The sequence below is a fragment of the Clostridium frigidicarnis genome, assembly GCF_900111985.1.
Taxonomy (GTDB): Bacteria; Bacillota; Clostridia; order Clostridiales; family Clostridiaceae; genus Clostridium_Z; species Clostridium_Z frigidicarnis.
Window position 1 is genome coordinate 61849 of sequence record NZ_FOKI01000014.1, and the last position, 15592, is coordinate 77440.

The window sequence follows — 15592 nt, forward strand, 5'->3', positions numbered from 1 at the left end:
TAAAATCACTTTTCAAGCATATATTTGTAATTTAATATAAATTTAAGTAAATTACATCATCCAAAGATTAACTATACTTACTGCAACTAATATTGCCACTATATCTGCTGTTATTGCAGCCCATAACGTATGTCGAATTTTTTTTATGCCAACAGCACCAAAATATACTGTAAGAGTATAAAAAATTGTTTCTGTTGATCCCATTATTATAGATGCTATTAATCCAATTCTGCTGTCTACCCCATATGTTTTTATTGTTTCCGTAAATACTCCAATTGCACCACTTCCAGATAAGGGCTTTACAATTATTAGTGGCATTATTTCTGGAGGTATTCCTAATTTAGATACAATTGGATTTAAGAATATAATCATATAATCAAGCAATCCAGATTCCCTAAGAATTTTTATTCCTATTAAAATAGCTAATAAATATGGTAATATTCTAAAGCATATGCCCATTCCTTCCTTTGCCCCCTCAACAAAGGCTTCATATATTTTTACCTTTTTTATCATTCCATAAACAATAATCAAAAAAATTATTATTGGTATTATAGAAGACATTACATATTTAATTATATCCATAGACAGATTCCTCCTTAATCAAAAGTATCTTTGAAAAATTTTACATACCGTAACTCCTACTATGGCTGCACATCCAGTTGCTATTATTGCAGGTACAATTATCATTCCTGGATTCGTTGACCCGGCTGCTGCCCTAATTGATATTACTGTTGATGGAATGAATTGAATACAAGCTGCATTTAATACTAAAAATAAAACCATATCATTACTTGCCCTCTCTTTATCCACATTTAGCCTATCCATTTCTTCCATTGCCTTTATCCCAAATGGTGTTGCAGCATTTGATAACCCCATCATATTTGCTGTTAAGTTCATAACTATAGCTCCTAGTGCTTTTGGGTCTTTAGAAGCATCCTTAAATAAAAGCTTTAATATTGGCCTTAATAAACTTGCTATTTTATCCATTAATCCACTTTTTTCCGCTATCTTCATTACGCCACACCACATACACATAAGACCCATTATTCCAATAACTAATTCAACTGTATCTCCTGCAGCTAGTACAATTCCTTTAGATAAAATTTCTCCTTTCCCCGTAAATATTCCAAAAATCACACCACAAAAAATCATAATAAACCAAATATAATTTATCATTACATATCCCCCTCTTATCTATTTTATGGCTACAGCCCTCAATTAACTCATCTAACATTCAGATGATAAAAAATCTCTATAACTTTAGATTTCATCAACCTTTTAGACTTGAAAAATTCTATAATTTCTTATATATTAAAAAACATCACCTGAATAAAGATTCGTTCTATAAATAATATGACTAAATTATCATAAATAAGACTTGTTTTTTTAGTGTTTAAGTTGCATAAATATTTATGAAATGATAATATTTAATTTATAATGGTACACGAGAGGTATATATGAAATGATTGAGGAAATAATGAAATATATAGAAAGCGAATTTGTCATTATAAATAACACTCCATGCGAAATATGTGGAGGATATTACTTAACTGATAACACGTTGATTTCTCTTAGAGATGGTATGGCATTTGATGTATGCCAATGTATTTGTGAAAATTGTGGACATGAGAAACAATTTCACTTTTCAGCACCATTTATAATAGATAGAACTTTTTCAAACAAAAACAATTCAAAACTTAACTAAAAGGAGAATGTATTTATGAAAGAAACCTCTTTAAAATTAGCTCAACAAGATATCGATGAAGCATTAAATGCTGTAGAATCTCTAGAAGAAGTATTAGATGAAGAAAATTTATCTCCCGATAAATTAAGAAATAAGTTTTTAATTTTATCTAAAAAAGTTCAAGAGCTTGAAAACATATTGAAAACTGAAGGTATAATTTAATATAAAAAAGGAGCTGTATACACAGCTCCTTTTTATTGTTCTCCTATTAATTGTTCTTGATGTTTATATTCTAGATGTTTCATCTCGTAAATAAGAAATAATGCTGTTACTAAAGATGCTAAAAAGTCTGATGTAGGTCCAGCAAACCACACTCCATTTAGTTCTAAAAATCTAGGTAAAACAACTAATAATGGCATCAAAAATATAACTTGCCTTGTAAGACTTAAGAAAATAGATGTCTTTGCCTTACCTATTGATTGAAAAAAGTTTGATCCGACTATTTGAAATCCTATCATAGGAAGCATAAATAGGAATGTTCTTATACCTTTTACTCCTATTTCCACCAATAAAGGGTCGTCATTAAAGAAATTTATTATAGTTTTTGGAAATGCCTGTACTAAAACAAATCCTAATAAACATATGGTAGTAGCTCCAATCACCGCATACTTTAACGTATCCTTAACTCTTTTATAATTTTCAGCTCCATAATTAAATCCAATAATAGGTTGTGCTCCTTGATTTATCCCAAATATAGGCATAAGAAATATCATAGATACACTATTTATAACGGTCATTGCACCTATTGCAGCATCCCCACCATATTTATTTAAAGTTCTGTTTGATATAGTAGTTACCACACTTGCCACTATTTGCATGGCAAAGGGTGCCATTCCAATTGCAAAAATATCCTTTACTATACTAAGTCTAGGCATTAAATATTTTTTTCTTATTTTCAAAACACTTTTGCCACTTAAATAATAATATAGTACCCATGCAGACGATGCCATTTGAGATATAACTGTTGCTAAAGCTCCACCTTTTATACCCATATCAAAAACAAATATAAATATAGGATCTAGTATTACGTTCAAAATAGCACCAAATATCATTGTTATCATAGATATTTTAGGATTACCTTCAGCTCTTAGTAAATTATTCATGCTAAATGCTATATTACTAAATACTGCTCCAACTAGTATAATCTTAATATATTCAAGAGCAAATATTAATGTATTATCAGATGCCCCTAGAAGTCTTAATATTGGTTCTACAAATATTAGTCCTGCTATACTTAAAAGTATGTTTATAATAATAACTAAACTTAGAGCATTACCAACTATATTTTCTGCATCATCACTTCTTTTTTGTCCAAGTCTAATTGATACTGTAGCTCCAGCTCCAACTCCAACTAACATTCCAAATGCAAGTATTATGGTTACTATAGGGAAGGTTAATCCAACCCCTGTTATAGCTAGTCCTCCAACATTAGGTATTTTACCTATGAACATTCTGTCAATTATATTGTATAGAGCATTTACAAGCATTCCTACTATGCTTGGTATAGAAAAACTAATTAAAAGTTTTTTAACATCTTCATTAGCTAACCTATATGATCTTTCTTTATTCATATAACTCCTCCTCTGTATTATATTAATTTAACAATAGATAATAAATTATATCATATTTTGATATATTTTTAGGCACATGAAAGAAAATAACAAATCCAAGATACCATGTATATTTTGTGTCAGACAAGGAAGTGATATTAGTTCATAGTACAGCTATGGGCTATTATTACTGACGCAGTATGACACAAAATAGACTAGCATACTAACTTGTTATTTTTTTGAATGTGCCTTAAGTTACAAGTTATTGTTGAAAACCACAGATTTTCTTAAAAATATTTTTTGTTTTAAAACTCTTTTTAAGAAGATTTTATCCTTCCCTCTCACTTTTCAATTCTCAACCCCCAATTTACTTTTTCTATATTTCTAAAAGTTATCCAAAGGTTTAAACTTTGTATTTTCCTATAAGACAAAGAAGTTTATAAGATTCATCCCATTGTTTTTAAGCCAAAGCTCACTCTTATCATAATTACCATAAGATCTCTTTACTAAATCCCAAAATTCTTTAGAATGATTCATTTCAATCATATGACAGAGTTCATGGACAATTACATATTCTATAACACTTAGTGGAGCTCCTATCAAACATAGATTTAAATTTATATTTCCTTTGCTTGAACAACTACCCCACCTACTTTTTAATATTTTAATATTAATTTTGTTTGGATTTACACAAAGCATATTTGCATTTTTATATATAATAGGTTGTATAATTTTAGAAAATTCTTCTTTGCATTTATTTATAAAAATATCTTTTGGATTTATATGTTTTTTGTGAATTATATTTATTTCATTTTTATCAATTAAGCAACTATTACATAGTCCTTCTGTTGTTTTAATTTTATATAGATCACCTAAAAAATATATTTTATCACTTACCAGATCTTCATTTATACTATTAATATTTTTTATTAACCAATTTTCTTTTTTATTTATAAAGCTGTTTATATAATCTATCGAAACCTTATACGGTGCCCTTACTTCTATTTTTCCGAAACTATTTATTTTTAATACAATTGTTTTTCTTTTACTCTTAATAAGATTATATCTATATGTTTTTCCTTTTAACTCTATATATACTTCCATTTTAACCTCTACTATAAAAAAAACTCTACAAAGAAAAATCTTTGTAGAGTTTTTTAAATTTCTATTTACATGAATCTCTCTTAATTAACTCATGAGGTAAAACAAAATGTTTTTCCTCAACTGGTTTTTTGTTTATAAGCTTTATAAGTAATCTCATAGCTATTGAACCCATGTCATACATTGGTTGAGAAACAGTTGTTAACTTTGGATAAAATATAGATGCTGTATATATGTCATTAAATCCTACTACATCTACATCTTCTGGAACCCTTATTCCTTTATCCCTTAATGAATTTATAGCTCCCATAGCTATCTCATCTGATGAACAGAAAATAGCATCAAACTTTGATTTTTTAAGTATACTTTCTACGCCATCATATCCAGTTTTACTTTTTAAATCATCAAAATACATAAGATTTTCATTTGGTTCTATACCAGCCTCTTTTAAAGCTTTAACATATCCATCAAACCTTGCAGACCAAGCATTAGGATTATCCTTATGAGTTCCTATAAATGCCACATTTTTATTTCCTTTTTCTATTAAATACTTAGTTCCTTCATACGCTGCCTGAACTCCATCAATTGTTACACTCGGAAGTTTTCCTTCTTTATCTTTACTTTCAACAAGTACTGTACTAACTTGAAGTTCATTTATAAGGTCTAACATTTCTGAATCTAAGTAGCTACTCATATAAATAAGTCCGTCTACCATTTTTTCTCTCATTACCTTTAAATATTCTTTTTCTTTTTCAAGATCAAAATCAGAGTTACATAACATTACATTATAATCATATATGTTTGCAACGTCCTCTGCACCTCTAACTACCTCTGGGTAAAATTGACTTGATATGTCTGGTACTAAGATTCCTATAGTCTTAGTTCTTTGGGTCTTTAAACTTCTAGCTACTATATTAGGTCTATAACATAGTTTTTTTATAGCTTCTTGTACTTTTTTCTTAGTTTCTTCATTAACAACGTCAACCTCATTTAAAACTCTAGATACCGTTGCAATGGAAACTCCTGCTTCTCTCGCTACATCTTTTATTGAAGCTGCCACACAATTCACCTCTATTCATAAAATTACATATTAATTTAAATATCGTTATCATTATGTTCATTATTATACTTTTAAACCATGTTTTATACAATGTCTAAATATGGTTTTATTATGTAGTCATTCTTAATTTTCTCTACTATCACTGTTTTTATGCAAATCCAATGTAAAAAGTAACCATAGAATTATGGTTACTTTTATTTTTTAAGTTACTTAGGCACATGAAAGAAAATAAAAAGTCAAAATAGACTAGCATACTAACCTTGTTATTTTTTTGAATGTGCCTTAATTACTTCAACAGCCATATTTAATGTCTGACCATTTATACTACATTCATTGTATGAAATTTCTTCATTGTATCTTACAGTAACAGTCAATGTTTCTCTCTTAATATTGTCTTCAAACTTTTTGACAATATTTATCAATTCATCATTGTCTCCAAAATATAAATTTATTTTATCAGCAACTTCAAATCCACTTTCTTTTCTCATGTTTTGAACCTTACTGATTATTTCTCTTACATGACCTTCTTCTTTAAGTTCATCAGTTATAGTTGTATCTAAAACTACTCCTATTTCACCTTCTCCAGCAAAAGCATATCCTTCTAGCCCTTGCATTGTTACAAGTAAACTTTCAGAATTTAGTTCTATTTCTGTTCCATTTACATTTATAACTACAGTCTCTCCATTTTGTATCGCCCCAGCAAGTTCCATTTGATTTCTTGAAGAGATCTCTTTTCTTATTCCAGGTATTAATTTTCCATAAGCCTTTCCTAAAACTGGCAAGTTAGGCTTTATTTCAAAATTAACATATGATGAAAGATCTGCACCAAACTTAATTTCTTTTATATTAAGCTCATCCTTTATTATATCTCCATAATACGCTGGAAGAGTTGATACACTTACAAGCATCTCTGAAAGCGGCTGTCTATTCTTTATATTAGCAGAATTTCTAGCACTTCTTCCAAGGTTAACCATAGAATATGCCATATCCATTTCAGCTTCTAATTTTTCATTAACCAATTCTTTTTCATATTTTGGCCATAGACATAAATGTATACTTTCTTCTGCATTGCTATTAAGATTTGCAACTAGGTTTTGGTATATCTCTTCTGTCATAAATGGAATAAATGGTGCTGATATCTTACATAAGTCAACAAGTACTTTATATAAAGTTGAATATGCGCCTATTTTATCATCAGTTAATTCTTCACTCCAGAATCTAGCTCTATTTCTTCTTACATACCAGTTAGATAATTCATCAACAAAATCTTCTAGAGATTCAGCTGCTTGAGTTATTCTATAAGAATTTAAATCATCATCTACTGATTTTATTAAAGTATTTAATTTTGATAAAATCCATTTATCCATTACATTTTCTGATTTAAAATCTACATACTTAGATGCATCAAAATTATCTAAGTTAGCATACAAAATATAGAATGAATAAACATTCCAGAATGTACCTAAAAAGCTTCTTTGAGCATCTGCAACATCGTCTTTAGAGAATCTAGTTGGAAGCCATGGTGCACTTGCTGTGTAAAAATGCCATCTTGTAGCATCTGCTCCTTGAGTTTCTATAACATCTATAGGATCAACAACATTACCTTTTGACTTAGACATTTTTAATCCTTTTTTATCTAAAACGTGACCCAATACTATACAATTTTCAAATGGATTTCTATCAAATAGTGCTGTAGATATCGCAAGTAGTGTATAGAACCATCCTCTTGTTTGGTCAACTGCTTCTGAGATAAATTGTGCTGGATAGTTTTGCTCAAATAATTCTTTATTTTCAAACGGATAGTGATGTTGTGCAAATGGCATAGAACCTGAGTCAAACCAACAGTCTATAACCTCTGATGTTCTCTTCATAATTTTTCCACATTTTTCACACTTAACATCAATATTATCTATATAAGGTTTATGAAGCTCTATGTCATCTGGTACATTTATACCCTTTGATTTAAGTTCTTCTATACTTCCAATACAATCTATATGACCACATTCACATTGCCATATTGGAAGAGGAGTTCCCCAATATCTATCTCTAGATATTCCCCAATCTATAACATTTTCTAAGAACTTTCCAAATCTTCCTGTTCTAATGTTATCAGGATACCAATTTATTTTATTATTATTTTCTAACAAATTATCTCTAAGAGAAGTCATTCTTACAAACCAGCTCTCTCTTGGATAGTATAAAAGTGGTGTATCACATCTCCAACAATGTGGATATGAGTGAGTATGTTTTTCAGATTTAAATAGCATATTGTTTTCTTTCATATATTCTACTATTTTAGAATCTGCTTTTTTAACAAACAACCCTTTCCACGGTTCAACACAATCAATAAATTTACCTTCTCCATCTACTAAATTTATTAATGGTAAATTATTCTTCTTACATACTAAGCTATCATCTTCACCATAAGCTGGTGCTGTATGAACTATTCCTGTACCATCACTTAAGGTTACAAAATCACCATGTATAACATAGAATGCCTTTTCTTCTGGTGTATAGAATTTAAATAATTGCTCATATTCTGTTCCAAGTAATTCTTTACCTTTGAATTCACTAATTATTTCATAATCTTCTCCAAGAACCTTTGGTGCAAGATCCTTAGCCAATATGAATATTTCTTCGCCAACCTTAGCTTCTACATAGTCATAAGCCTTGTTTATTGTAAGTGCCACATTTGAAGGTAATGTCCAAGGAGTTGTTGTCCAAGCAAGTATATACTTGTTATCCTCTCCTTTTACCTTAAATTTAACTATAGCAGTTTCATCCTTAACATCTTTATATCCTTGTGAAACTTCATGAGATGATAATGATGTTCCACATCTTGGACAGTATGGCATAACCTTATGTCCCTTGTATAAAAGGTCTTTATCCCACATTTGCTTTAATGCCCACCAAACTGACTCAATATAGTTGTTATGGTATGTAACATATGGATTTTCCATATCAACCCAATATCCTATTTTGTTAGTCATATTTTCCCACATGCTCACATAAGTAAACACACTCTCTTTACAGTCCTTAACAAACTTTTCAACACCATATTCTTCTATCTTCTCTTTACCTGAAATCCCTAATTTTTTTTCTATTTCAAGTTCAACTGGAAGTCCATGAGTATCCCATCCAGCTTTTCTTATAACCTTATATCCCTTCATAACTTTATATCTAGGGATTATATCTTTCATAACTCTAGTTAAAATATGCCCAACGTGTGGTTTACCATTTGCAGTTGGAGGCCCATCATAAAAAGTAAAAAACTCACCATCTTCATTTAATTTGAAATTTTTCTTTACAACATTTTTATCTTCCCAAAGCTTCAATATATCTTTTTCCATATCAACAAAACTTCTAGAAGAGTCAACTTTTTTGTACATTTAAATTTCTCCTTTCTTTTTATATATAAAAAAAACCCCATCCTACAGGACGAAGTTAAATCGCTATACCACCTATGGTTAATTGCTCTACAAATTTTTTTTTGAAATCATATTTAAAATAGAGCATTAATTTCAAGTACAATAATATACTCTATCCTTTAACGCAGAATTACGAGGTGGCTTACTATAATTCAGCTCCCAGCTCCTAGGTGATTTTCCCTAAACCCTACCTATGGTATCGCACCAACTACCACTCTCTTTGAGGTTCAAATTCAAGTACTTTTCCTAATCATAGCCTTTGTTAAGTTAAATGATAATATATTAGAAAAATATTGTCAATAGGTTACTTAACTATACATATATTATATTACAGATATCAATTCTTAGGAGGTTTGGCTTTGTATTTATTCACACTAGAAAGCATTATAGTGGGTTTATCTTGCTTATTTACACTATCATTTTTATTAACTTATTTAAACAACAAAAAATTTCATTCAAAAAAATGTTGGATTGAGGAGTTTTCATTCAATTATATTTTCACAATAATTTATTGCATAATGTATATATTACTATTCTTCATATCTTATAAAACAATTATGCTTAAATATCCATTAAATTTTAATTGTTGTCTATGTTGGCTATTAGCTATATGCTTCCTTCAAGGATTTGATAAATCTACAGAACGTCTAGTCATAACAGAAGATGGTATCTCATTAAAAACTTCTTTTCTAGGTATTAATAAGAATTGTTTTGTAGAGTGGAGATCAATATGCAGTTATACCTTGTACTCAGATAATTATCATGTACTAAAGATTCTCTATAATAACTATGATGACGAAGATTATTTGACAAACGAAGCTTCATTTGTAATTTCAAAAAAAGATATCCCCAAAATACAAAATACTCTAAATTTATTTATTAGTAGTAATAATTTCTCAATATAAAAACAATAGACATGCAGTTTCAAAAACGCATGTCTATTGTTTTATTTAAATACTTATTTTGCATTCATTATTATATCTGGATAAGCATAATATATACCAGATTCATCACTACTTCTCACCTTATCATTTCTTGGCAATGTAACAATACTTCGACTAGGTGAAAATTCTCCAACTGCATCAAATGCTTCTATTTGAACCTCATAATCTAAATCTTTAGGGATAGTGAATTTATTTACATCAATAACAAAATTAGATACTTTTTTACCAACAGTTCCAGCATATAAGCCATTTAAATATAAATTATATCCCGATAAATCAACATCTTTATTTGGAGTCCATGATACATAAATTTTATTTTTTACTCTATATGCTTTTAATCCTAATACATTTCTAGGTTGAACTAAGTAATCTATACTATTAGGTCCCCAATTTAAATCTGTCAACGATTCTATTCCATCAACTTTTCCCTTTTCTGTATACTGCCAAATAGTCCATCTAGTCCAACCTCCTGCATTAGGTGGATATGGTGGATTTCCTTTTATTTCGGGATATAGTGCAATCCAAAGAGGCATATTGGATAGTATATGACCTCTACCTGGATATAAGAAATCATCATATAATTGTATAAAAAATATTCCTGTATAAATCATTAATCTTCTTCTTGTTCTTTTTTCAAATCTTTTCTTAAACCTTTCAACCCAGCTTAAAAGGGTTTTAGTTGAAATTGTTTTTTCCACTGGAGCTTCTACATCCAAAACTGGAAATAAATCTCCAAAATTTTCTGTTCCAAACCCTTGCTGTAAAATGTCTATAAAATCATCACACTGACTATCTGCTGTGGTTAAATCACTGTATGGAAAAGCATAATGATATGCACCTACAGGTATTCCAAAACCTCTAGCACCACTAGCAAACTCCAAGAATTTCTTATCCACTCTAAATGCTCCTGATCCTGACCCTGATGATCTTAAATATAAAAAATCTAGCTTCGTTGCTAAAGTTCTAAAATCTACGCCCTGACTAAATTCATTTATATCTGCTCCAAATAAACTTTTGGGATTTCTATCTTGCATTGTTTCCTCCAATATAAATATAGTGATTATACTGTATTTTATTGGATTTAGTATGAAACTGTTACTACTTTTAAATTTATCAATATATTAATTTATCACTTGTTACTACAAATTTATCATTACTCAAAATTGTGGACTATATAAAGTCGAGAGTTGAAGGTTGAAATCTACTTTCAACCTTCAACTACCATAATAGCTAATTTTATAAACTTATGATAAATTAAATTAAGAATAATTTTTTAATATTTAATAAAAGATAATTTTTAAATCTATTAAAAACAAGGAGCAAAAATATGAATAATTATATTTCTAAAGTAACTACACCAAAGATAAGCATTGCGCCTATGGTTGATAGAACTGATAGACATTTTAGATACTTTTTACGTGGTATAACTAAAAAATCATTATTATATACTGAGATGATTACTTCTCAAGCTATTTTAAATGGTGACTTAAATAAATTACTAGATTTTAATAAAATTGAAAAACCTCTCTCACTACAAATTGCTGGCTCAACTCCTGATGAAATATATGAAGCTGTTAAATTAGCCGATTCATGGGATTATGACGAAGTAAATTTAAATGTAGGATGTCCATCTAATAGAGTTTCTGGAAATAGCATGGGAGCATGTCTTATGGCTTATCCTGAATTAGTAAAAGAAATGCTTTTTGCTATGAAAGAAGCAACAAATAAACCTGTAACTGTTAAACATAGAATAGGTATAGATGGCACCGGTATACTTCCAGATAACATTTCTCCAAAAATTATTAATAGGTATGATAATATGGTAAAGTTTGTTGATACAATATCAGCTGCTAAAATAGACAGGTTTACAATTCATGCAAGAATAGCTATACTGAAAGGCTTAAGTCCTAGGGAAAATAGAGAAATTCCCCCTATAAGATACGAAGATGTATATAAATTTAAAAAGGATTTTCCTCATTTAAATATAGATATAAATGGTAGTATAAAAACCCCTGATGATATAGAAAACCATTTAAAATATGTTGATGGTGTTATGATTGGAAGAGCATCATATGAAGACCCATTTATGCTTAGATCCGCAGATAAATTTTTCGATAGCAATTTAGATAGCAATATTTCTAGAGCTGATATTATAAACTGGGTTCTTCCCTATGTTGAAGATCTTGAAAACAAAGGTGAAAACCCTAATTTAATTCTTAAACATACACTTGCATTATTTTTTAATGAAAAAGGAACGAAACAATGGAAACAACTTATAAGCCCTCCTTTTAAAGATACGAAAGCATCAGAGAGGGTAAAACTAGCATTAAAATCTCTTCCTGAAGAAACTTTATATTTTAAATAGTTTTTATTTCAGGCGCATGAAAGAAAGTAACAAGTCAAAAATGCCATGTATACTGGCTTATTGTTATTTTTGAATGTGCCTTAATATTGCATATATTATTTTTTCATATATCTATTGATTATTATAAAATAATGTACTAAAATATATTTAACAATAATTATTAAGTAACAATTATTAAATATAATCACTTTGAATTTTGGAGGTCATATAATGTCAAATATAGATAATGAAAAATTAATGGATAAATTAACTAAAGTCTGTATATGTAAAGCTATTTCTAGAGCACAAATTAAAGATGCTATTTCAAATGGTGCTGACACATTAGATAAAGTTAAAGATGCAACTAAAGCAACTACTGGTGGATGTTGTGGTAGTAGATGCAAAAATAAAATCATTGATCTTATAGAACAAAGTAAGAACTAAAAAAGTGAATGTGTATAAGCAACATAATCTATCTGAATGCACTTAATATTAACTTGAAAATTGAGAGTGGAAAGTGGAAAGTTAAGGTTGATTTTTCTACGAAAAATCTAGAATTAAATATTAAATTATTAGTTTTTCTAAACAGAGTGAAGAAAAACATCCTTTACTCTCAGCTCTCCACTTTCAACCTTCAACTATTTTAATGCTTGACCCTTCCTTTTCTTTAAAATAATTTTTAACATTATACGCATATACCAATTTATATAATTTAAAATGTTACCTTTTTTTCTTTCTCATTTGAACAATTAAATCCTTGCTTCTGTCTGTATACTTAGTGTGGAGAAGACTTTGAGCCTTTTCTCCATCAGGTTCACCCATATATTTTTCATACATAATTTTTAGTTCACTATTTTCAACAGAAACTTTTTTAATAGACTTTTTATCAATATTCTTAAGAACATTTGCCCTGAGTTTTATATAACTTTCTTTTAGAGATTCCCCTGTAGATTTATCATAATTTATTATGTTTATTGCTTTTGTCCTACATATTTTACTGCATAAAGTACACCCAACACACTTTTCTTTTGAGGTTTCCGCATATCCCCTAGCATTAAATTCAATTGCTCCTACAGGACAATTTTCCACACAAGTTCCACACCTAATACACTTTCTTTCTGTAATTTCAGATTTTTTAAGTATTCTAGGAGTTCCACCTCCATTTATACATCCTCCGGGACATGCCATTACTTCTACAAAATCATATTCTTTCCATTTGTCATCTTTTAAAAACCTTTCAACTTCATTTGTAGTACTTATTACAGCAACTTTTATGATTTTCCCCCCTATAGAAATAGATGATTCTTTTGCTCCTTCTGTTCCATAAATACTATTAAATCTTATATCATTTATCTTACTTATATCATCTTTTAAATAATAAGCAATAGCTCTTAATGTGGCTTCCATAACTCCTCCAGATGCTCCAAATATAGCTGCTCCTCCTGTGTAAGTTCCCATAAAACTGTCTGATTGTTCACTTGCTATTGCCGTTATATCAATGCCCTTTTCTTTCAAAAGCTCTGAATATTCCCTAACAGTAAGCACTGCATCTATATCCTTATAATTATCTCTCCCCATCTCTTCTCTTTCAGCTTCGTATTTTTTTGCTGTGCAAGGCTTAATTGAAAGTAAAAATATATTTTGAGGAAGTATTTTAAATTCTTCTGCAAAGTATGTTTTTATTGATGCACCCATCATTTGTTGTGGTGATTTACTTGTAGATAAATTATTTATAATTTCAGGTTTGAATAACTCCACCCATCTTACCCACGCTGAACAACAAGATGTAAACATAGGTAAATTCTCTTTAGTACTTAATCTTTTTATTAACTCATTACTTTCTTCTAATACTGTCATATCTGCTCCAAAATCTGTATCAAAAACCTTTTGAAATCCTAATTTTCTTGCTGAGGCTTGGACTTTCCCTTCAACATCTGTACCTATTGGTAATCCAAACTCCTCTCCTAATGTTGCTTTTAATGCTGGAGCTGATATTGCAACTAAATACTTCCCACTATTTAAAGCTTCTTTAACCTTATTCACATCATTTCTAACGTTTATTGCAGTTGTTGGGCATATAAGTGTGCACTGACCACAGTAGATGCACCCTGTGTTATTAAAGGTACCTTTTTTAGGTACAACTGTCCTTTTCCCATCGTCTGTTACTTTTAACACTGAAATACCTGTTATATCTGTACATCCAATAGCACAACCAGTACATCCTATACACTTCTTCTTGTTTATATCTATAATGTTTTCATTTTGTGTAACTTGTCTACCTTTAGATTTACTCAAAATACATAAACTCCTATTTATTATTCTTACTTAATACTTAATCAAATAATCTAGTTTTTATTACATATTCATTATAAAAAATAGTTACGCTACTTTTTTAGTGGAAAGTCGAGAGTAAAAAATTGAAAAAACATACACATTCTATATTTTTAAATTTATCCACATATTTAAACTTCGTTACAAACTCTTATACATAAAAAGAAACTAGAAAACTTCATACGAAATCCTCTAGTTTTTTATAATATATTTTAAATTTAAACTTGTAAATTTTGTTCAACTACAATAACATCCTTAGAATCCAAACTAAGTTTTAACTTATTATAATATTTATAAATCAAAGCTAGTCCAATAATAGCGGCTATAGCAGAATACACAATCTGTACTGCTCCACCTAATACATATTGTATTGAGAGTGGAAATACTATAGTGTTATTTAACATATGAAGAAAAATAGTTAGGTATAATGATTTTGTTTTTAAATATGCATATCCCAAAATAACACCTAATAAAAACGCATTCACTCCTTGCTGTATATTAAGGTGTATTAATGCAAACATAAATGCCGAAACTAATATTGCAACTTTATTAGAGTATCTCTTAGATAGTCCATTGCATATTATACCTCTCATTAAAAACTCTTCTTTTATAGGCGCTATAACAATTACAGTAAACATCATAAAAACTGTATCATTTTCTAGACTTTCACCTAAATATTCAATGATACTACTTTGTGGTATTAAATCTAATATATGTGATATAGTTCCTCCAAAAAAAAGTCTATACCCAATTAGCAATAATGCAAAATAAACAAATATTTTTTTACTTGGTGTATTATGATTACTTATATTCTCTGATTTTGTACCTACAACCATTGATGCTGCCCAAAGCACAAATATTAACAATACTAGACTTAATAATACTCTAACTATTATCATAAAGGTTGTTTGTTTTTTTATATATAATGGTAATGAAATTAAAAGATCTCCAAATAGGAGGAAAAGAATTAATACGCCTATACTTCCCCATATTCCTAAGTTAAAAGTTATATTTCCATGTTCAATATCACTTAAAAATTTAAGTGGTTTTAACAATTTAGATTCTCTCATATGTGACCTCCTAAAACTAG

13 protein-coding genes and 1 other annotated feature are annotated in these 15592 nt (G+C 29.1%); of the genes, 4 read left to right on the plus strand and 9 right to left on the minus strand.

What is annotated here, in order from left to right; translation table 11 throughout:
• Positions 1-51: 51 nt before the first annotated feature.
• Positions 52-573, minus strand: a complete 522-nt coding sequence (locus BM119_RS10230) for a spore maturation protein (RefSeq protein WP_090041247.1) — start codon at positions 571-573, stop codon at positions 52-54.
• 27 nt (positions 574-600) lie between these two features.
• A complete protein-coding gene (locus BM119_RS10235; protein ID WP_090041190.1) occupies positions 601-1176 on the minus strand; it encodes a nucleoside recognition domain-containing protein in 576 nt (191 codons plus the stop codon).
• A gap of 286 nt (positions 1177-1462) precedes the next feature.
• Between BM119_RS10235 and BM119_RS10240 the strand changes: the two genes are divergently transcribed.
• Positions 1463-1705, plus strand: coding sequence for a metal-binding protein (locus BM119_RS10240; RefSeq protein WP_090041191.1), 243 nt, complete (start codon positions 1463-1465; stop codon positions 1703-1705).
• A 15-nt stretch (positions 1706-1720) separates the two neighbouring features.
• A complete protein-coding gene (locus BM119_RS10245) occupies positions 1721-1906 on the plus strand; it encodes a hypothetical protein (protein WP_090041192.1) in 186 nt (61 codons plus the stop codon).
• A 32-nt stretch (positions 1907-1938) separates the two neighbouring features.
• Here the strand turns inward: BM119_RS10245 and BM119_RS10250 are convergent, their stop codons facing one another.
• The 5 genes from BM119_RS10250 to BM119_RS10275 form a co-directional block, all read right to left on the minus strand.
• The gene (locus BM119_RS10250) at positions 1939-3315 is read right to left on the minus strand and encodes an MATE family efflux transporter (protein ID WP_090041193.1); all 1377 of its coding nucleotides are present in this window, start codon (positions 3313-3315) and stop codon (positions 1939-1941) included.
• 399 nt (positions 3316-3714) lie between these two features.
• On the minus strand, positions 3715-4398 hold the full coding sequence (locus tag BM119_RS10255) for a M48 family metallopeptidase (protein WP_090041195.1): 684 nt from the start codon (positions 4396-4398) through the stop codon (positions 3715-3717).
• A gap of 61 nt (positions 4399-4459) precedes the next feature.
• Positions 4460-5455: a LacI family DNA-binding transcriptional regulator gene (locus tag BM119_RS10260; protein WP_090041196.1), complete on the minus strand. Its 996-nt coding sequence runs from the start codon at positions 5453-5455 to the stop codon at positions 4460-4462.
• Positions 5456-5718: 263 nt separating this feature from the next.
• Entirely contained in the window at positions 5719-8844 is a 3126-nt protein-coding gene (gene ileS / locus BM119_RS10265; RefSeq protein WP_090041198.1) for an isoleucine--tRNA ligase, read from the minus strand.
• 42 nt (positions 8845-8886) lie between these two features.
• Positions 8887-9146 (minus strand) — a binding site (T-box leader).
• A 695-nt stretch (positions 9147-9841) separates the two neighbouring features.
• Positions 9842-10861 (minus strand): glycoside hydrolase family 25 protein, encoded by a 1020-nt coding sequence (locus tag BM119_RS10275; RefSeq protein ID WP_090041202.1) that lies wholly within the window; start codon positions 10859-10861, stop codon positions 9842-9844.
• 293 nt (positions 10862-11154) lie between these two features.
• On the opposite strand from BM119_RS10275, the gene dusA reads away from it, so the two are divergent.
• Together dusA and BM119_RS10285 are read left to right on the plus strand one after the other, a co-directional pair.
• Positions 11155-12192 (plus strand): tRNA dihydrouridine(20/20a) synthase DusA, encoded by a 1038-nt coding sequence (gene dusA, locus BM119_RS10280; protein ID WP_090041204.1) that lies wholly within the window; start codon positions 11155-11157, stop codon positions 12190-12192.
• A 210-nt stretch (positions 12193-12402) separates the two neighbouring features.
• Complete coding sequence (locus tag BM119_RS10285) at positions 12403-12615, plus strand: (2Fe-2S)-binding protein (RefSeq protein WP_090041206.1); 213 nt, start codon at positions 12403-12405, stop codon at positions 12613-12615.
• A gap of 276 nt (positions 12616-12891) precedes the next feature.
• Here the strand turns inward: BM119_RS10285 and BM119_RS10290 are convergent, their stop codons facing one another.
• Positions 12892-14466 carry a [FeFe] hydrogenase, group A gene (locus tag BM119_RS10290; RefSeq protein WP_090041208.1) on the minus strand — a complete coding sequence of 525 codons (1575 nt, stop codon included), beginning with the start codon at positions 14464-14466 and terminating at the stop codon, positions 12892-12894.
• A 254-nt stretch (positions 14467-14720) separates the two neighbouring features.
• On the minus strand, positions 14721-15572 hold the full coding sequence (locus tag BM119_RS10295) for a CPBP family intramembrane glutamic endopeptidase (protein ID WP_090041209.1): 852 nt from the start codon (positions 15570-15572) through the stop codon (positions 14721-14723).
• Between the last annotated feature and the right edge of the window lie 20 nt (positions 15573-15592).

Coding starts and splice junctions, on each gene's coding strand:
- BM119_RS10245 (WP_090041192.1), top strand. CDS start 1,721: ATGAAAGAAACCTCTTTAAAATTAGCTCAACAAGATATCGATGAAGCA.
- BM119_RS10255 (WP_090041195.1), bottom strand. CDS start 4,398: ATGGAAGTATATATAGAGTTAAAAGGAAAAACATATAGATATAATCTT.
- BM119_RS10250 (WP_090041193.1), bottom strand. CDS start 3,315: ATGAATAAAGAAAGATCATATAGGTTAGCTAATGAAGATGTTAAAAAA.
- BM119_RS10285 (WP_090041206.1), top strand. CDS start 12,403: ATGTCAAATATAGATAATGAAAAATTAATGGATAAATTAACTAAAGTC.
- ileS (WP_090041198.1), bottom strand. CDS start 8,844: ATGTACAAAAAAGTTGACTCTTCTAGAAGTTTTGTTGATATGGAAAAA.
- BM119_RS10275 (WP_090041202.1), bottom strand. CDS start 10,861: ATGCAAGATAGAAATCCCAAAAGTTTATTTGGAGCAGATATAAATGAA.
- BM119_RS10235 (WP_090041190.1), bottom strand. CDS start 1,176: ATGATAAATTATATTTGGTTTATTATGATTTTTTGTGGTGTGATTTTT.
- dusA (WP_090041204.1), top strand. CDS start 11,155: ATGAATAATTATATTTCTAAAGTAACTACACCAAAGATAAGCATTGCG.
- BM119_RS10240 (WP_090041191.1), top strand. CDS start 1,463: ATGATTGAGGAAATAATGAAATATATAGAAAGCGAATTTGTCATTATA.
- BM119_RS10295 (WP_090041209.1), bottom strand. CDS start 15,572: ATGAGAGAATCTAAATTGTTAAAACCACTTAAATTTTTAAGTGATATT.